The following is an 18,051-nucleotide window of genomic DNA, read 5'->3' as shown; positions in this document are numbered from 1 at the left end:
TCAGTCTATTCTAGCCGGAGACGGTTTGCGGCACCCGTGCGGTCTGCGGTGCGGGTGCGGCCACGGAGGGGGGACCGGCTGCCTTCAGGAGCGCTGCCACCGGCTGCGCGCGGCGGCCGCTGAGCAGCAGGCCGACCAGCGCGGCGGCCGTCAGCACGATGACGGCGATGCCGTACTCCCGGGCGGTCTGCAGCAGCCCGCCTCCGTGCACGACCAGCACGCCGCCGATCACCGCGGGTACGCCCAGGCCCAGGTAGGACACCACATACAGCAGGGACAGCACACCGGCCCGCTCGTGCGGCTCCGTCTGCGGCATCACCATCCGGATGCCGCCCTGGAACCCGCTGCCGAAGCCGAAGCCGGCGATCGCGCTGCCCGCAAAGAACCCGGTCGCGGCGGCTGCGCCGCCGGTGCCCGGGCCGATGGACACCAGGGTGATCGCCACACCGGCCATCAGTGCGCCGGCGCCGAGCAGCATCACCGTGCGCGTCGAGGTGCCGCGCAGCACCAGGACGGCCAGGCCCGCAGAACCGGCGAGCACGAACAGTGGCAGCCCGCCCCACACGACGGAGGTGGAGTGCACCAGGGTCCGGATGATGGCCGGGCCCAGCGCGCCGTAGAAACCGGCCAGTGCCCACACCGCGAACAGTACGGGGGCGGCGATCGCCACCGGGGTGCGGACGGCCTTGGGCAGCTTGATCTCGGGGGTCATGCCGGCCAGCGCGCCCGGCTTGCGGCTCACCGTCTCGCGCAGAGCGAGCACACCGAGCGCCTGCAGGACAAATATGCCGAGCAGTACGAAGTAGACGAGGCGGGTGGGCACGGGCAGGTACTGCACGATCAGCCCGGAGACCAGGGCGCCGCCGGCGGTGCCCACCGCGGGCGCGAAGGAGTTCAGGAACCCTCCCCTGCGCGGGTCGATGTCGAGCATGCCGGCGCCGATCGCGCCGAGCGCGGCGCCGGTGCCCACGCCCTGGACGACACGGGCGGCCAGCAGTGCGTCCACCCCGCCGGCGGTGGCGAAGACGATCATCGCCGCGGCCTGCCCGGTCAGGGCCGCCAGCAGGACCGGCCGGCGGCCGACGTGGTCGGAGATCTTGCCGAGGACCAGGAGCGAGACCAGCACAGCGAGCGCGTAGACGCCGAAGACGGTGGTGGTGGTGATCGGCGAGAAGCCCCAGCGCTGCTGGTAGATCGCGTAGAGCGGGGTCGGGGCGCTGGATGCGGCCAGCAGCGACACGACGATCGAGGCGAGCAGGGCAAGGGAGGCAATGGGTCCCGGGCCCCGTCGTCGCCGGTGGGCGGCGTACGCAGGGGACCGTCGTACGGGGCTGTTCGTCCGGGCGGCGTGGCGCGCAGTGGGTGTCAGGCTCATGGGTAACCCTCAGGTTTAGACAGGTCTGTCTAGTACGGGAAAAAGGTTAGACAGATCTGTCTGATCCGGTCAAGCGGAAGGTTCATGTCCCAGGTCACGCGGCTCTACCGGGCGGTCTGATTGTTTTGTTCACGCAGGTTCGCGGCAGGGGCGGGTACCGGCGGCGCGGACGGGGAGCCGCCCCTGGCGGACATCACGAGGCGTACGTGACACACGAGACGCCACGACCGTCGCGGACACGCCCCTCTTTGCGGCCGCAGGAGGCGTCGGTGGACGGGACGGGCCCGAGCCCCGGGGCACCCGGCGAGCGGGCCGCCGGGCTCGGACGACGCCACGAGACGCCGCACGCGTGGGGGGAGGCCGACGACGCCGCGAGCCCGGGCGGCGGCACACCGGCCTTTCGGTCGGGGTGTCCGGCCGGCAGCCGCCGGCACCGGTGACCGGCGCGAGTGGTCGCGACCGATGTGCCCGTGCCGTCTCCGTCATGGTGCGCAGTTCTGGCGATCTGTCAGGAGCCGGGCGGGGCCGGGGTGGAGACGGTCCGCCGGCTGTCCGCCGCGGGGATTGCAGGGGCGGCCCGTCCCTGTGGTGGCACAACTGCGCCATGACCAAAGGGCGCCAGCCGGAGTCTCTTGTTCGAGGCCGGAGGCAACCCCCATGCTCCGGGTGGTCTCCCACTCTTCGCTTCCCTTGAGGGGTCTCCTTGACCAGCGTTCCCATTCGCAGGCCGGGGCCGATCGCGCTTGCCGTGGTCGCCGCTCTGGCGTTCGGGGTCATACCAGCCACCGCTGCGGCGCCCGCGGACCCGGCCGGTCCGGTGCTGCCCGCCGGCGCCGCACACCAGCCGCCGGGAAACGGCGGCACGCACAGCGTCACGCTGATCACCGGTGACAAGGTCACGATCGGCACCGCCGCCGACGGCACCGTCGTCCGGTCCTTCGAAGGCCCGGACGGAACCACCGCCGGCTTCCACCGCGCCGTCATCGACGGGTCGATGTACGTCTACCCGGATGCCGCCCTGCCCTACGTCGGCGCGGGGCTGCTGGACAAACAGTTGTTCAACGTGACCCGGCTGATCGCCGACGGGTACGACGACGCGCACGCCGAACGGTTGTCGCTCATCGTCCGCTACACCGACGCCGCCGCCAGGTCCCGGACCGCGCCGGACGTGGCCGGCTCGAAGGTCGTGCGCCGGCTGGACAGCATGCAGGGCGCGGCGGTCGCGCAGAACCGCGAAAAGGCCCCGGCGTTCTGGTCGGCGCTCACCGGCCGGTCCGGCGCAGCGGCAGCACGCCGTGGATCGGCGCGCCCCGCCTTCGCTGGCGGCATCGCCAAGGTCTGGCTCGACGGCAAGGTGACGGCCGACCTGGCCGACTCGACCGCGCAGATCGGTGCGAACCGGGTCTGGGCGGAGGGCAACACCGCCAAGGGGGTGAAGGTCGCGGTGCTCGACACCGGCGTGGACACCGAACACCCCGACCTCGTCGGGCAGGTCGACGCGGCCACCAGCTTCGTCCCGTACGAGGAGGACGTCGCCGACTACAACGGTCACGGCACCCACGTCGCCTCGACGATCGCCGGCACCGGCAGCGCCTCGGACGGAAAGGAGCGGGGTGTTGCTCCCGGGGTCCGGCTGGAGATCGGCAAGGTGCTCAACAGTGAGGGCCGGGGACAGGAGTCCTGGATCATCGCGGGCATGGAGTGGGCCGCCCGGGACGCACAGGCCAAGGTCGTCAGCATGAGTCTGGGCGGTGGTGGTGACAGCACCGACCCGATGAGCGAGGCGGTCGACCGGCTCAGCGCCGAGACCGGCGCGCTGTTCGTGGTCGCGGCCGGTAACGGCGGCCCGCGCAGCATCAGCAGTCCCGGTGCTGCGGACTCGGCGCTGACGGTCGGCGCGGTCGACTCCGCGGACAGGCTCGCCGATTTCTCCAGCCAGGGCCCGCGGGACGGCGACTTCGGGCTGAAGCCGGAACTCACCGCACCGGGCGTCGACATCCTCGCGGCCCGCTCGCACCTCCGGCGGAGCGGCTCGGGCTTCTACACCACGATGAGCGGCACGTCGATGGCGACGCCTCACGTCGCCGGCGCCGCCGCGCTGCTCGCCGCCACGCACCCCGGCTGGAGCGGCCCGCGGCTGAAGGAGGCACTGGTCAGCAGCGCCAAGGCGACCCCGTCGTACACCCCGTACCAGGCGGGCAGCGGGCGGGTCGATGCCTCGGCGGCGGTGCACGCGTCGGTCTTCGCCACCGCGAGCGCGTACTCCGGCTTCCACGCGTGGCCCACGAGGGCGGGAGAGACCGATGTCCAGAAGGTGACGTACACCAACGTCGGCGATGACCCGGTCAGCCTGGACCTGGCGGTCGACGCTGCCGCCCCGGTGGGCCTGTTCACCCTTTCCGACGGCCGGGTCACCGTTCCCGCGCACGGCACCGTCTCGGTGACCGTGACCGCGGCGCTGGACCGGCTTCCGGCCGACCAGCAGGTCAGCGGCATGATCACCGGTACGGACAGCGCCAAGGTCGTGCGGGCCCGGACCCTGATCGGCGCCGCCAAGGAGGGACGGCGGCAGAGCCTGACCGTCGTCGCGAAGGACCGGTCGGGCAAGCCGCTTTCCGGCAGGGTCCTCTTGGTGGCGGAGCACCTCTGGACGACGCTCGAGCTCGACGGGTCCGGCACCGGCACCGTGCGGCTGCCCGTCGGCAGTTACAGCGGATGGCTCACCGGCGACGTGCGGGGGGCGAACGGGCCGCACTCGCTGGGTATGGCGGTGCTCAGCTTCAACGACGTGCAGTTGGATCAGGACCGTACCGTCACCCTGGACGGCCAAAAGGCCCGCCAGGTCCTGGCGCACGTGCCCAAGGAGAGCACAGCGGTCGCGCCCCGGCTGGACGTCCACCGGTCGTTCACCGACACCCTCGCCGAGAGCTCGATGCTGCCCGACCCGTCGTACGACAGCATCTGGGCGCTCCCGACCGGAACGAAGGTCACCGACGGCAGGTTCGAGTTCGGCGCCCGGTTCCGCCTCGAAGAGCCGGCGCTGACCGTGGGCACGAAGTCGGAAACGTTTGACGACCTGCTGGTCAAGCGTGCGGCCACGCCGCTGCCGGCGGGGTCCGGCAAGCTGACGGCGGTCTTCGCCGGCGGGGGTACGGCCAAGGAGCTGGCAGGGCACAGCGTCCGCGGCAGGGCCGTGGTGGTGCGGCGCAACGACACCATGACGATTGCGGAGCAGGCGAAGGCCGCCGCCGCGTCCGGCGCGCGGGTGCTCCTGGTCGTCAACGACGGCATCGGGCGGCTTCAGCCGTGGGACGAGAATCCCTGGAGCCCCGAGAGCCCGGCCCCGCTGACGGTGGCGACGCTCGACGCCGACCGGGGCGGGCACCTGATCGACGCCATCCGGCACGGCAGCGTCGAGTTGAAGGTCACTTCCCATCCCACCACCGACTACCTCTACGACGTGGTGCACCACTGGTCCGGCGCCGTCCCGGCCAACCCGACCTGGCGGGCGGAGCCGAACGACCTGGCCCGGGTGGACGTCTCGTTCCGCAACCACCGGCCGGGCAAGGCACTGGAGTTCCGCACCGACGTCTGGCAGGGCTGGGCCGTCGGAAACCAGCTCACCGCTCCCGCCCAGGGCGAGCGGACCGACTGGGTCACCCCCGACGCCACCTGGCTGGACGACGCCTTCATCGCCGGCGAGACCGGGCAGCACTCGATCGACGTGCTTCGCTACAGGACCGGGAAGACCGGCAAGGTCAGCTGGTTCGGGCCGATCCAGCGGCCCCGGATGGGTCCGATCGACTATCAGCCGGTGCGCTACCTCGACACGATGTACATCCCCGCGCCGGGCTGGGGCGACTCGGGCGGCCATGTCGGCGAGGCCTACGGCAACTTCGACGTCAGAAACTGGATGTCGCTCTACCAGGGTGATCGGCAGCTCGACTGGGGCAATTCCGAGTTTCTGCCGGTTCCCGGGCTCGACCCGCAGCGGCTGCCCTACCGGCTGGTGGTCGACAACGACCGGGCAGCCTGGGCCCACCCGTACTCGACGCACACCCGGACCGAGTGGAACTTCACCTGCGCGGCCACCGGAGTCGAGTCGGCCGAGTCCCTGCCACTGATCCAGCTCGACTACGGGGTGGACACCGACAAGGCCGGCCGGGCGAACCGGCGCGCGGAGCTGACGGTGGCCGCCTCCCACCTGCCCGGCACGACAGCCGCGATCGGGAAGCCTTCCCTCGCCATCTCGTACGACGACGGGGCGACCTGGCAGCGGCCCGAGCTGGACCGGGACACCAGCGGATGGCGAACGGCCCTGCACGCGCCGAAGTCCGCCGGCTTCGTCACCCTCCGGGTCACCGCCCGTGACGCTGCCGGCAACAGCGTCTCGCAGACGATCACCCGGGCCTTCGGCCTGCGCTGACGTCACCTGACACAGCGCCTGGGTGCAGTGCACGCGTGGTGTCGGCACTCATGGCGAAGGCCTCCGGTGCGGTGGAGATGTCCGGTCTCCACCGCGCACGGAGGCCTTCGTGTGTGCCGTCGTGCCGCCGGCAGTTCAACGAGCACCACCATCCGCGGGCCGGGTGACACGACGGACAAGAACCACGCATTCGCCGCCTTGGGCCTGCAACCCGACGAACTGCCGGCCCGCCTCAGCGACACCACAACCCGCCGCGTGCGCCGCACTCCCCCGTCATCACGGCGCGCCGAGTGGCGCGGCCGCCCCACCGCCGGTCAGGCCAGGGCGAGGAAGAGCTTTTCGAGTTCCTCTTCCGACAGGGGAGGTGCGTCGGTGGCGCTCTCGGCGAGGCACTGTCGCATCCCGCCGGCCACGATCTTGAAGCCGGCCCGGTCCAGTGCCCGGGAGACGGCGGCGAGCTGAGTGACGACGTCCTTGCAGTCGCGTCCGGCCTCGATCATCGCGATGACGCCGGCCAGTTGCCCCTGTGCGCGCCGCAGCCGGTTCAGGACGGGTCCCACGGCCCCTTCTTCCACCTGCACGGGAGTCCTCCTTCACCCGAACCCGAATCCATAATACCCCAGGGGGTATACATCAAGGCTTTCCCGCGGTCGTGCGACGGTGTGTCTTCGGCTCCGGCCGGCCTCGTACGTCCGGCGGCGCCGGCGGTTGCGAGTCGTGCGGGTGATGCCGTGTCAGCGGTTCCCGCCGCACACGGGACGCCGCGACGGCGAGGACGGTCACGGTGTGCCCCGCAGTTCCGTGATGACGGTACGGATGTCGACGCGCGGCCCCTTGTTGTAGGGGAGCTTGGACAGCAGGACGCCCATGGCGCAGGAGTTGCTGAGGGCCGCGTACGTCAGGCCGGCGCCGACCGCCGTACCGATCAGGTGCGCGCCGGGGACGAAGATGCCCACCAGACCGGTTGCCAGCACGATCGAACCGGCGACGAGCCGGACCTGACGCTCCATGTCCCACCGGTCGGCGCCGCGGTTCACGGGTGCGCCCGCCATCTCCCAGGCGTTCATGCCGCCCTCCAGGACGCGGAGGTTCGGCAGGCCGGCTTCGGCGAGTGCCTGTTCCGCCTGGGCGGCGCGGGCCCCCGAGCGGCAGACGAGCACGACGTCCTCGTCGAGGTGGGTCAGCAGCTCGGCCCGGTGCTCGCGCAGGGTGCCGAGGGGCACGTTGTAGGCGCCGGGGATGTGAACTGTGCGGAACTCGCCCGGCATGCGCACGTCCAGGACGCGAGGTGCACGGCCTTCCTCGACCAGCCGGTGGAGGACGGCCGGGGTGATCGATGAGGTCTGGGCGGTGTTCTCGGCCATGAAGGGATCCAATCGAAAAATACCCTGGGGGGTATGTGTGGGTGTGTGCAGGGCCCGGGGGTACGGGTGGTGAGGGGCCCGGGGCGGCCCGCGGGGAGTGGGGGCGCCGCTCCCCCGCGGGAATGCCGGGATGCCGTGAAAGGGAAGCGGTCAGGCGTTGACGGATTCGGCGGACAGGGCCCAGGCGGCGTAGCCGCCGAGGATGTCGGAGACGTCGGTGAAGCCGCGGTGGCGCAGGAGGCTCGCGGCGATCGAGGAGCGGTGGCCTCCCGCGCAGTGCAGGACGAGGGGCCGGTCGGTGGGGATCTCGTCCAGGCGGGTCGGCAGTTCGCTCAGGGCGATGTGTGCGGCACCGTCGACAAATCCGTTCGCCTCGCGTTCGCCGCAGGTGCGGACGTCCACGATCAGCGGCGGGTTGTCTCCCGCCAGGGCGGCCCGCAGTTGCGCGGCCGTGAGTCGGCTCGCGGGGGTGACCTCCTCGGCCATCTCCGTGAAGGCGTCCTCGGGGTTGCGCAGGTAGCCCGCCACGTGATCGAAACCGATCCGGGCCAGGCGGGTGACGACCTCCTCCTCCCGGTTCTCCGGCGCGATGACGAGAAGTTCGCCGGAAGGATCGAGGACGGTGCCCGCCTGCTCGGCGAACCGGCCCTCGGCCGGCACATTGACGGCACCGCGCAGGTGACCGGAGGCGAACTCCTGCGGCGATCGGGCGTCGACCACGACCGCGCCGCCCCGCCGCAGCTGCGCGAACTCCTCCAGCCGCAGCGGCCGAGGAGCCGCAACCCGGTCGTACAGCAGGCGCGCCTTGCGGTTCAGCTCGGCGTCGTAGGCGAAGTAGCCGGGCGCCGCGGACTGGCCGGCGGTAACGAGGGCGACGAACTCGGCCTCGGTCATGGGGGCGCAGGCGTAGTTGGTGGCGCGCTGCTCGCCGATGGTGGACTGCTTCTCGGTGGAGAGGTTCTTGCCGCAGGCCGATCCGGCCCCGTGGGCGGGGAAGACGCGGACCTCGTCGGGCAGGGCCATCAGCTTGTTCTGGACGCTGTCGTGGAGCATCGCGCCGAGTTCATCCGCGGTCACCCCCACGGAGGCGAGCAGGTCCGGGCGGCCGACGTCCCCGATGAACAGCGCGTCACCGGTCAGCACCCCGTGGGGAACCGTGTCGTCGGCGTGCTCGTAGACCAGCACGCTGATCGACTCCGGCGTATGCCCGGGCGTCTCCAAGATCTCCAGGGTGACGTCGCCCAGGCTGACGCGCTCGCCTTCGGCGAGCTTGCGGATGGGGTACTCGGTCTCGGCGCGGTGACCGTAGCCGATCCAGGCCCCCGTGCGGTCGGCCATCTCCAGATGCCCGGCGACGAAGTCGGCGTGGAAGTGGGTGTTGATCACCCCGACCACGGTGAATCCGCGGGCCTCGGCGTCGGCGAGGTACTCCGAGACGTCCCGGCGCGGGTCCACGACCACGGCCTGCCCCGTCGTCTCGTCGGCGATCATGTACGACGCCTGGGAGAGGCAGTCGAGGTAGTACTGGCTGAAGAACACGGCAAACCCTTCGTTTGACGATGGCGTACCCGGCCGGGTACGGGGAATATGGCCGAAGTCGCAGGTCAGCGCCCTGGGGCAGCTGGGGCTTCAGGCGGCCTCAGCCGCCGTGCCGCGGGCGACCGGGCAGCCGGCCCGAGCCCGTGCGGCGGTGCCGCCCGCGACCGGTACGGCTTCCGCGCCGACGGCCCGAAGGTGTTCGGCGGCCCGGCCGCTGCGGTTGCCGCTCGCGCACATCACGTACACCGGCCGGTCGCCGGGCAGACCGTCCACAACCGCACCGGGCGTGGACAGCGGCGCCAGTCGTGCACCCGGCACATGACCGGCCCGGTACTCGCCGGGCTCCCGGACGTCGATCACGAACGCGCCGTTGGCGAGTCCCGCCGCGAAGACATCCGGATCCACTCCACGCATGGAGACCCCTCGCTTCCAAATACCCCCATGGGTATCGACACCTCCGACCGTAGACAGGCCGGCGGCACCGAGTCAAATACCCCCCTGGGTATCTTTGATCACGTCGAAAACTGCGGCCCATTAATACCCATGGGGGTATGTTGGCCTGCGGATAGTCACACAGATACGCTCCGGCCCGCAGATTCGCGGCCGATGAGCAGGAGGGATGCCATGGGCCACCGGACCACTGCGGTCGCACCCGTGCACAGGCCGGTGCGGCTGGGGCTTCGGGAGAATCGGGCGCAGTTCACCCTGCTCGTCGTCGTCACCGTCTCCGTCGGCGCGCTCGTCGGCCTGGAGCGCACCACCGTCCCGCTCATCGGCGCCGACGTCTTCGGACTCACGAGCAACCTGGCCGTCTTCTCCTTCATCATCGCCTTCGGCCTCACCAAAGCCCTGACCAACCTCGCGGCCGGAGCGCTCACCGCCCGTTTCCGCCGCCGGCAGCTCCTGCTGGCCGGCTGGCTGATCGGCATACCGGTGCCGTTCGCCCTCGCCTGGGGTCCGTCCTGGTGGTGGATCGTGGCCGCGAACGTCCTGCTGGGCGCCAACCAGGGCCTGACCTGGTCGATGACCGTGAACATGAAGATCGACCTCGTGGGGCCGGCCCGCCGGGGCCTGGCCACCGGCCTGAACGAGGCCGCCGGCTACGCAGCCGTCGGCGCAATGGCCCTGTTCACCGGCTACCTGGCCACCGCGCACGGCCTGCGGCCGGCACCCGAGCTGATCGGCGTCATCTTCGTCGTCGCCGGGTTCGGCCTGTCGCTCCTGGCCCGGGACACCGCCGCCCATGTCGCCCTCGAACTCGCCCAGCACCCCGCCCCGGACGGAAAGGAACGGAAGGCGTCGTTCGCGGCCACGTTCGCGCGCACCTCGTGGCGGGACCGTTCCCTGCGCGGCGCGAGCCAGGCGGGTCTGGTCAACAACCTCAACGACGGTCTGACCTGGGGTGTCTTCCCTCTGCTCTTCGCCGACCACGGCCTCGGCATCGCCGCCATCGGCCTGATCAAGGGCCTCTACCCGCTCCTGTGGGGCATCGGCCAGATCCCCGCGGGCCAACTAGCCGACCGGATCGGCCGCAAACCCCTCATCGTCACCGGCATGCTCGTCCAGGCCGCAGGTCTCCTCCTCGCGCTGGCGATCCTCGACCGCCCCCTTCTCGCCGGCATCCTCTCCGCCGTGGCCCTGGGCCTTGGCACCGCGATGGTCTACCCGGCGCTCATCGCCTCCGTCTCCGACCACACCCACCCCACCTGGCGCGCCAACGCGCTGGGCACCTACCGCTTCTGGCGCGACATCGGCTACGCGGCCGGAGCCCTCGTCGCGGGTCTCCTCGCCGACATGCTCGGCCTGAACGCCACCGTCCTCGCCGCCGCCGGCCTCACCGCGGTGTCCGGGGTGCTCGCCGCCCGCTGGATCACCGAGAGCCCAGGCCACTGACACCGGCAGGACCGTCGGATGCAGGGCTCACAAGCAGCTTCTGACGCCGATCCGCCCTCGGGCCGCCTCTGTCCGGTGAGATGCGGCCCGCCGCGTCCTGGCCCCGGCGGTCCCGACGGCCCTGTGCCAGATCCTCCGCCCCGCGCGGGTCGGACCATCCGAGGGCCGGAGCCCGCGCAGGCCTGCCGGGCAGCGAGGAGGCGCCGGTGCGCATCGAGTCGGAATGGCCGGCCGCCGAGGTCGTCCCCGGACCGCCGTCCGATGAGCTGTCGGCGCCGGCCGCGTCAAGGAGCTGACCGCGCGGGCCACCCGCACCGGGCGAGTCGGCGTTTCCTTCGAGGACTTCCTCCCGGCCGGCGGACGAGGGCCCCGGCCTCCGGCGCCCCGGCGGCGCCGCTCGCCCGGAGGAGGGCGTTGCCGCCGACGTGGCCGCAGTGCCAGTGGGGGTTCACGACCGGGTCGACGGCGCCGACGTGCGCGCGGGCCCAGGCGGCGGTCTCCTCGGCGTGGCCGACGAGGCCGCCGTCGACGAGGGCCGGCCGACGGCCGTGCAGCACGAGTGGGTTGGCGTCCGGGAACGGCCGTTGTCACCGGGTCGTCCGCGTGGACAGCGGCTGCGGGTTCACTGGTCGGGCCTGTTCACGCGGATCAGCGTCTGCTGCCCGTTCGCGACGAGCTTCCGTCGGCCGCCTTGGACGCCGAAGACCTCCAGCCGGCACACGGTCAGGGTGCGTCCGGACCTCAGGACGGTTCCGACCGCCTCGATGTGGTCGCCGACGGCGGGCGCGAGGAGGTTGATCTTGTATTCGACGGTGAGCACTTCGGCGTTCTCGGGGAACAGCGTGAACGCCGCGTAGCCGCCGGCGCTGTCCGCGATCGCACTGGTGGCGCCCGCGTGGAAGTAGCCGTGCTGCTGGGTGACCTCGGGCCGGCTCGGGAGCGCGATGTGGACCCGGCCGGGCGCGATGCGCGTGATCTGTGCACCGAGGTGGCGCATCAGGCCCTGGCGGTCGAAGCTCTCCCGGATACGTGCCTCTGTCTCGGGGCTTGCCTGTTCCTGCTGTGTCCGGTCTTCCACGCGCTCTCCTTCGGACGTCGCGGTGTGCGTACGGGATGAGGCGGGTTCGTCAGCCGGCCAGGCGTTCCACCAGCAGGAAACCGCCGATGGCGATCATGATGGCACCGGAGGCGCGGGTGACCGCCCGGACCGCGGACGGCCGGGTTCTCAACACGGTGCGGGCCAGGACGCCGACGGCGAGGTAGACGACGGCGCAGGCGGTCATGTGGAGCGTGCCGAGCAGTCCGGTCTGTGCGGCGACCGGCCAGCCCGTCGCCGGGTTGATGAACTGCGGGAACAAAGAAAAGTACAGCAGCAGCGCCTTGGGGTTGAGGCCGCTGATCCCGGCTCCCTTGAGCACGATCTGCATGCGGGAGGAGCCCACGGTCTCCACGGAGGCCGTCAAGGTGGCCGGCTGCCTCAGCACGCCCCGGCCCAGCCACATCAGGTAGCAGGCCCCGGCGACGGTCAGAGCGGTGAGCAGGGTCGCCGAGCTCGCCACGATCACCACCAGGCCGGCGACGGCGAGCAGCGTGTATCCCGCGTATCCGGCTATCAGCCCGACGACCGCCGGGACGACCGAGCGGTCCCGCAGGCCCGCCGCGATCGCATAGGCCCAGTCCGCGCCCGGGGTGAACACCAGCAGGAGATCCACTGCCAGGAATGCCGCCAGCGTGGTCGTGTCCATGGATCGATCCCTCTCACGTGCTTCGTTACGTGAGGAAGGCTAGGTCGGATCAGCTCGAAAGTGTTCCCGTATTTCCCTCATGATCGCGCGTTCTGGGGGAGAATCTTCTTCATGGATGCCTTGGACCGGAAGATTCTTACCGAGCTGCAGTTGGACGGCCGTCTCACGGTGACCGAGCTGGCCGCCCGCGTAAAGCTGAGCGTCTCGCCGTGCCACCGCCGCCTGCGCGACCTCGAACGCGAGGGCGCGATCCGCGGCTACCGCGCAGTTGTGGACCCGGCCGCCGTGGGCCTCGACTTCGAGGCCCTCGTCTTCGCCACCCTGCGCTGGGAGGACCGCGATACCGTCACCACCTTCGAGGAGGCCGTGGCCGCCGTCCCGCACGTACTCCAGGCCCAGCGCCTGTTCGGCGAACCCGACTACCTCCTGCGCGTCGCCACCACCGATCTGGCCGCCTTCCAGCAGCTCTACGACCAGCAGCTCGCACGGCTGCCCGGGGTCCAGCGCCTGACCTCCACCCTCGTGATGAAGCACGTCGTCGACGACCGCCCCCTGCCCGAATAGTCAATCCCCCGGGCGCACTGCGCCGTTCGCGCGCTCGCCTCGCGCTGTTGGCACTGCATGGTTGCCGTGTTCGTCGACGGCGGGATTGCCGGCACGGCTGTGAATACGGTGCCGGCCAAGGCTCTCGGTGTCATTCGCGGGCGGGCAGCGGCCGGTGCGCAGACCGAGGACCACTGGGTGGAGGGGGCTGTTTCGACCGTGCGCTGTTCCCCTCCCACCAGTGGTCCTCGACGGACCTCGGCAGGTTGTCAGGAGACCGTCGCCGGGGTGTCCCGCAGGGTGACGTTGGCGTGGCTCTCCTGGAAGCTCTGGTCCGAAACGAGGGTCAGCCGGGCCGTGGACTGGAACTCCGGCAGGGTGGCGGAACCGCAGGAGACCATCGTGGTCTTGAGCTTGGCGACGGTCAGGGCGAGCCCTTCGTTGAGGTCGCCCGCGTAGGGGACGTAGCCGTCCACGCCTTCCTCGAAGACCAGCCCCTGACCACCCTGACCGTAGCGCTGCCAGTTACGGGCACGGTTCGAGCCCTCACCCCAGTACTCCTTCACGAAGCCGTCACGGGTGGGCAGTTTCGCGCCGGCCGCCTGGTCGAATCGCGCGAAGTAACGCCCCATCATGACGAAGTCCGCCCCCATCGCCAGCGCCAGAGCCACGTGGTAGTCGTGCACCAGCCCGCCGTCGGAACAGATCGGCACATACTCGCCGGTGCGCTCGCGAAAGGCATCCCGTGCCGCCGCAACATCCAGCACAGCGCTGGCCTGGCCGCGGCCGATGCCCTTCTGGTCGCGCGTGATGCAGATGGAACCGCCGCCCACACCGACCTTGACGAAGTCCGCCCCCGCCTCGGCGAGGAAGGTGAACGCCTCGCCGTCGACCACGTTGCCGCCGCCGACCGGAATCTCGGGATAGTGCTTCTTCACCCAGGCCAGGGCCTGTGCTTGCCAGTCGCTGTAGCCGTCGGACGAGTCGAGGCACAGCACGTCCACGCCCGCCTCCGCCAGGGCCGGGACGCGCTCCTGGTAGTCATGGGTGTTGATGCCCGCGCCCACGCGCAGGCGCTTGGCGGTGTCCACGACCTGGTTCGGGAATCGCTTGTTGTCCGTGTAGTCGGATCGGAACACCAGGTACTGCAGGTTTCCCTCGCCGTCCAGCACCGAGAGGCAGTCCAGCCGTTCGTCCCACAGCCGGGTGTTGGCCTCGGAAAGCGTGGTGTCCGGCCCTGCATGGGGCAAGTCGGCGATGGCGGTCATCCGCCCGCCGACGGGTTCGGCCAGGTCGTGGCGTTGGGGGTGGAAATCGCGGGAGGTCACCAGGCCGAGCAGGCGGCCGGTGGCGGTCCCGTCGTGGGTGACCGCGGCGGTGCTGTGACCTGTGCGGCGCATGATGTCGACCAGGAGCCCCAGGCTGTCGTCAGGCCGGACGTTCGTGTCGCTGGTGACGAATCCGGCCTTGAAGTTCTTCACCCGGCAGACCGCTGCGACCTGGTCCTGGATCGACTGGTTGTGGTGCAGGAAGCTCAGACCGCCGTTGCGGGCGAGCGCGATCGCGAGTTCCGGTGTGCTGACGGCCTGCATGATCGCGGACGTGAACGGGGAGTGCAGCTCGATCGTCGACGGCTCGCCCACGATGTGCCGCACCAGGGGCGTGCGCAGCTCGACCGTCGCAGGCGAACAGTCGGTCCGGGTCCGGTTGGGCAGGAGCAGAAACTCGTTGAACGTCCGTGAGACCTCGGCGATGATCTGTGCCACTCGTTCCTCCTGGCCCGTCGGCCGGGGCCCGGCTGCCCCGGCGTGAAGATCGCCCCCCGGTGTCCCAGGGCCCAGGTAGGCAGGGGTCAGCACGGTAGTTGTGGAGGTGCCACAAAATCGGCAGAGCCCTGACCGGCCCGTGGATCGAACGGGGTGCGGTCGTGGCCTGGAACCTTATCGATTGGCCGGCCGCCGCACGAATCGTGCCCCCTCACCGGCCGTCATCACCTCCTGGCGGTTCCTTCGGATCCTCGGCCCGGGCGGCGGGGTACTCGGCACAGTCGCGGCAGGCGCAGGAGGTGGACACGGCTGCAGATGCAACAGCTCACTTCGGGGTCCTGGTAGCAGCCGTCGCAGAGGTCCGGCTGCCCGTCTCACGCGTTACGGGCGAGGCGTGTGAGCTGCCCGTAACGGCCGCAGCGACGTCGTGGCCGGCGATGACGGTTGCAGCAGAGGTGGCAGATCGTCGACGAGCTGCTCCCCGGCCTCCGGGTGCGCCTCGCGCCAGGCGGCCGCCACCCGGTTCCGGTCGTCTCCGGTCGACGCGGTGAGCGAGGCGGGGAAGAGCCCGTCCTCCTCCTCGGCGATGTGCCGGTACAGCTCGTCCACGGCGTCGAGAGCCCTGGGGCGGCCGGCAGGCTCGCCCGCCCCAGGGGCTGAGGACCCGCGACCGCCCGCGTCGCTGTCAGGACTGCGCCAGACGCTGGAACATGGCGTCGATCTGGGCCTGGTTGGCGATCAGGGGCAGAGTGTCGAAGTACAGCTCCCACTCACCCGCCGGACCGAAGCGCTCCACGATCCCGAAGGGGACGTTCGTGCCCTTCGTACTGCTGACGGTGCCGTGCCACTCCACGAAGGTGTGCGTGCGGCCGAACGCGACCTGGCCCGGCTTCAGCCGGACGTCGGCGTGGTCGAAGAGCCGGCGGAGATAGGCCGCCTTGCCGTCGGCGGTCCTGAGGGGCGCGGCGAGACCGGGCGCGGTCAGGCGGCCGGGTCCGGCGCCGCCGACGAGAGCGTCGACGTCCTCGGTGTTCCAGGCCGCGAGCCGCGCCGTGATGTCCCCGGCGCGGAAGGGGTGCGGCGCGGGGCCCCGGCCGGCGTCGGCCGCCGGGCCCATGTCCGCGTCCAAACCCGTGTCCGCGACACCCTCGAACAGGTTGCGCAGCTCCGGGGCGGCGGAGCGGAACACGGTGTACCGGTCGTAGTAGCGCCGGGCCTGGATCGTCTTGCCGTCGTCGGAGAGGACGTTGCGGGCGATCTGCGGATAGCCGACCCTGTGGCCCTTGATGGTGACCTCGTTCCACTGGCCGAACATCACCACCGCACCGTCCGCGACGACTTCGGTGCCCCGATAGCGCAGGTCCGGTGCGAGACCCAGCGAGCCGGCGATGGATTTCCCGATGACGGCGTGCCCGCGCTGCGGATTGCCCCCGGCCTCCCAGAGGGTGGCCTCCGGGTCGAAGATGTCGAGATAGGCGGCGACCCGCGGGTGTTGGACCTCGCCCGGCTGCGGCGGCGTCCCGGTGGGGGTCTCGCCGAATGTGATCTGCCGCTTCATGAACGCGCAGGCATTGGGGGTGATGGTCCCTTCCAGCGTGCCGACCTTGTCATGGACCTCCGCGCACGCGACCGAGGTTGGTGCGGCTGCGGCCGTCGCGTGCAGCGCGGCTCCCGCGTCCGTGCTCGTGTTCGTGTGTGCCGTGCCGAACGCCGTCCCGGACACCATCGCGACCGTGACGGCTCCCGCACGCCCCAGCATCTGCGTACCGCGCATCTTCGACCTCTCACCCGTCGTAGGGGGAACAACCGTGACCTCAGGCCCTGGTGGAGTGCGCGTCCCGCGCTCCCCGGCCTGCGACGGCAACCCTGCCCGCGTCCGCTCCGAAGATCGATTACCTGCCAGGTAATGGGCCCCGGGGCGGGAGGGCCGACGGATGGCGGGCGGTGGTGACGGGTGGGCGTCACGCGTGCCCGCACAAGCAAGCGGTACACGGCCGGGTCCAAGCGGGACGCGGTTGGTTTTCAGTGCGCAGGCCTGGACGGTTCCTCGCCCGCCAGCAGCGCCAGTCCGAGCGGGGTCAGGCTGTGCAGGACGGAGGGGCCCGTCCGGGTGGTGTCCACCAGTCCGGCGTTCCGCAGAACGGTGGCGTGCTGGCTGGCCGTTGCCAGGGAGATCCCGGCACGTTCGGCGAGCTCGGTCGTGGTGGCCGGGACGCGCAGACCGGCGAGCACAGCTGCCCTTGTCCGGCCCAGCAGTGGTCCCAGCACGTCGAACGAGAAGGCCGGCTCCTGGGCGAGAAGCATCGGATGGACCAGGACCGTCGGCTTCTGCGGCCGGTACATCACCAGGGCGCTCACCGCGAACCAGGACGGTACGAGCAGCAGTCCGCGGCCGCACAGTGGGATGTCGTGCCGGGACGTCGACGGGAGGGTCAGTACGGGCGCCTGCCAGCTCCATGTGGGGCTGAGCGTGGTGAGCAGGGCGTCGACCCCGCCGCGCAGCAGCATCTCGGCGCGCACCGCCCGGTCGGCCATGGCGTCGGCCCTCACCCGAGGCCACAGCGGGGCGATCGTCGAGGTGAAGTACGCCTGGAGGTCGCGCTGCAGGGCCCGCCGTGCCGCCGGTGAGCCGTTCGCGAGCTCTCGCGCCCACCGGCTCGGCTGCTCCAGGGAACCGTTCCACCCGGGTGTGTCCGCCAGGCCCAGATCCAGGGCCAGTTGTTCGGCGGGAGTTCCGGTGGCGAGGTCGAGTGCGGTGGCGAAGTCCCGGGCCGTCGGCTGTTGGAGGAAGTCCGGCAGAAATCCGTTGCGGGGAACCAGGTCGAGCAGGACACCGGGCCGGGGGCGGGTCTCCTGCATCGCTTTGCGCCACTGGCTGAGGGCGGGGCGGGTGGGGCCCCCGGCGGCCGTCCCGCCCCGGAGACGACGCACGCTGAGCGCCGTTTCCAGCAGGGCGTCGGGAGCCTGGGCCACCGTGACCCGGCGCAGGTCGGCGTCGCTGAAGTGTAAGCGGATCACGCCGCCTGATTATCGGCCCGGCCACGCCTTTGTGCGAGGGCCGAAAGGCGATGCGACCGGATCGCGTACCGGCCGGGCTCCCGTGCGGCACGCCGGTCCACGAACTCCTGGAGGTCCAGACGATGCGCGCCATCTCACGGTTCCTCTGTCTCCTCCCGGCCGTCCTCGCTGCTGTCTTCGGCGGTACTCCGGGCGGGCCGTCGCCCGCCCGCTGCCTGGCACCTACGTCTCCGACATCCCCGGCGTCCTGCCGGAGGGGATCACCGCCGACCGGGACGGCACCGTGTACGTGTCCTCCGGCAAAGGTGCCGGCGCAGACCCCGTGCCCGGGTGTTCTCGGTGCGCACCGGGAACCGTTGGGGGGCGCGGGGGGGTGTGGCGG

At 71.2% G+C, this 18,051-nt stretch carries 14 protein-coding genes; 3 read left to right on the top strand and 11 right to left on the bottom strand.

What is annotated here, in order from left to right; genetic code table 11:
* Positions 1-10: 10 nt before the first annotated feature.
* Entirely contained in the window at positions 11-1,375 is a 1,365-nt protein-coding gene (locus ACFU6I_RS11635) for an MFS transporter (protein WP_384364117.1), read from the bottom strand.
* Positions 1,376-2,078: 703 nt separating this feature from the next.
* Here ACFU6I_RS11635 and ACFU6I_RS11630 point away from each other — a divergent pair.
* Complete coding sequence (locus ACFU6I_RS11630; RefSeq protein ID WP_384364115.1) at positions 2,079-5,801, top strand: S8 family serine peptidase; 3,723 nt, start codon at positions 2,079-2,081, stop codon at positions 5,799-5,801.
* Between the two features lie 314 nt (positions 5,802-6,115).
* On the opposite strand, the gene ACFU6I_RS11625 is transcribed toward ACFU6I_RS11630, so the two are convergent.
* The 4 genes from ACFU6I_RS11625 to ACFU6I_RS11610 form a co-directional block, all read right to left on the bottom strand.
* Positions 6,116-6,382, bottom strand: coding sequence for a metal-sensitive transcriptional regulator (locus tag ACFU6I_RS11625; protein ID WP_384364113.1), 267 nt, complete (start codon positions 6,380-6,382; stop codon positions 6,116-6,118).
* Between the two features lie 198 nt (positions 6,383-6,580).
* Positions 6,581-7,165, bottom strand: a complete 585-nt coding sequence (locus ACFU6I_RS11620) for a rhodanese-like domain-containing protein (RefSeq protein ID WP_384364111.1) — start codon at positions 7,163-7,165, stop codon at positions 6,581-6,583.
* Positions 7,166-7,315: 150 nt separating this feature from the next.
* Positions 7,316-8,704 carry a rhodanese-like domain-containing protein gene (locus ACFU6I_RS11615; RefSeq protein WP_384364109.1) on the bottom strand — a complete coding sequence of 463 codons (1,389 nt, stop codon included), beginning with the start codon at positions 8,702-8,704 and terminating at the stop codon, positions 7,316-7,318.
* Positions 8,705-8,794: 90 nt separating this feature from the next.
* Complete coding sequence (locus tag ACFU6I_RS11610) at positions 8,795-9,118, bottom strand: rhodanese-like domain-containing protein (protein WP_384364107.1); 324 nt, start codon at positions 9,116-9,118, stop codon at positions 8,795-8,797.
* Positions 9,119-9,328: 210 nt separating this feature from the next.
* On the opposite strand from ACFU6I_RS11610, the gene ACFU6I_RS11605 reads away from it, so the two are divergent.
* Complete coding sequence (locus ACFU6I_RS11605) at positions 9,329-10,597, top strand: MFS transporter (RefSeq protein WP_384364105.1); 1,269 nt, start codon at positions 9,329-9,331, stop codon at positions 10,595-10,597.
* Positions 10,598-11,219: 622 nt separating this feature from the next.
* On the opposite strand, the gene ACFU6I_RS11600 is transcribed toward ACFU6I_RS11605, so the two are convergent.
* Together ACFU6I_RS11600 and ACFU6I_RS11595 are read right to left on the bottom strand one after the other, a co-directional pair.
* Positions 11,220-11,675 (bottom strand): PaaI family thioesterase, encoded by a 456-nt coding sequence (locus ACFU6I_RS11600; protein ID WP_384364103.1) that lies wholly within the window; start codon positions 11,673-11,675, stop codon positions 11,220-11,222.
* A 49-nt stretch (positions 11,676-11,724) separates the two neighbouring features.
* Complete coding sequence (locus ACFU6I_RS11595; protein WP_384364101.1) at positions 11,725-12,342, bottom strand: LysE family translocator; 618 nt, start codon at positions 12,340-12,342, stop codon at positions 11,725-11,727.
* A gap of 111 nt (positions 12,343-12,453) precedes the next feature.
* Between ACFU6I_RS11595 and ACFU6I_RS11590 the strand changes: the two genes are divergently transcribed.
* Positions 12,454-12,906, top strand: coding sequence for an Lrp/AsnC family transcriptional regulator (locus ACFU6I_RS11590; RefSeq protein ID WP_345516760.1), 453 nt, complete (start codon positions 12,454-12,456; stop codon positions 12,904-12,906).
* Positions 12,907-13,154: 248 nt separating this feature from the next.
* On the opposite strand, the gene ACFU6I_RS11585 is transcribed toward ACFU6I_RS11590, so the two are convergent.
* The 4 genes from ACFU6I_RS11585 to ACFU6I_RS11570 form a co-directional block, all read right to left on the bottom strand.
* Positions 13,155-14,651 (bottom strand): IMP dehydrogenase, encoded by a 1,497-nt coding sequence (locus ACFU6I_RS11585; RefSeq protein WP_384364098.1) that lies wholly within the window; start codon positions 14,649-14,651, stop codon positions 13,155-13,157.
* A 381-nt stretch (positions 14,652-15,032) separates the two neighbouring features.
* A complete protein-coding gene (locus tag ACFU6I_RS11580) occupies positions 15,033-15,260 on the bottom strand; it encodes a hypothetical protein (protein ID WP_384364096.1) in 228 nt (75 codons plus the stop codon).
* 76 nt (positions 15,261-15,336) lie between these two features.
* Entirely contained in the window at positions 15,337-16,425 is a 1,089-nt protein-coding gene (locus ACFU6I_RS11575; RefSeq protein ID WP_384364094.1) for a hypothetical protein, read from the bottom strand.
* Between the two features lie 248 nt (positions 16,426-16,673).
* Positions 16,674-17,669: an ArsR/SmtB family transcription factor gene (locus ACFU6I_RS11570; protein ID WP_384364092.1), complete on the bottom strand. Its 996-nt coding sequence runs from the start codon at positions 17,667-17,669 to the stop codon at positions 16,674-16,676.
* Between the last annotated feature and the right edge of the window lie 382 nt (positions 17,670-18,051).

The sequence above is a fragment of the Streptomyces sp. NPDC057486 genome (assembly GCF_042802415.1).
Lineage (GTDB): Bacteria > Actinomycetota > Actinomycetes > Streptomycetales > Streptomycetaceae > Streptomyces > Streptomyces yanii.
The sequence above is the reverse complement of the archived record's forward strand: the minus strand, read 5'-3'. Positions and strand labels throughout refer to the sequence as shown.

What these genes read in the sequence shown, in the direction of transcription:
- ACFU6I_RS11635 (WP_384364117.1), bottom strand. Translation starts at nt 1,375, where the DNA reads ATGAGCCTGACACCCACTGCGCGCCACGCCGCCCGGACGAACAGCCCC.
- ACFU6I_RS11620 (WP_384364111.1), bottom strand. Translation starts at nt 7,165, where the DNA reads ATGGCCGAGAACACCGCCCAGACCTCATCGATCACCCCGGCCGTCCTC.
- ACFU6I_RS11610 (WP_384364107.1), bottom strand. Translation starts at nt 9,118, where the DNA reads ATGCGTGGAGTGGATCCGGATGTCTTCGCGGCGGGACTCGCCAACGGC.
- ACFU6I_RS11605 (WP_384364105.1), top strand. Translation starts at nt 9,329, where the DNA reads ATGGGCCACCGGACCACTGCGGTCGCACCCGTGCACAGGCCGGTGCGG.
- ACFU6I_RS11595 (WP_384364101.1), bottom strand. Translation starts at nt 12,342, where the DNA reads ATGGACACGACCACGCTGGCGGCATTCCTGGCAGTGGATCTCCTGCTG.
- ACFU6I_RS11590 (WP_345516760.1), top strand. Translation starts at nt 12,454, where the DNA reads ATGGATGCCTTGGACCGGAAGATTCTTACCGAGCTGCAGTTGGACGGC.
- ACFU6I_RS11575 (WP_384364094.1), bottom strand. Translation starts at nt 16,425, where the DNA reads ATGCGCGGTACGCAGATGCTGGGGCGTGCGGGAGCCGTCACGGTCGCG.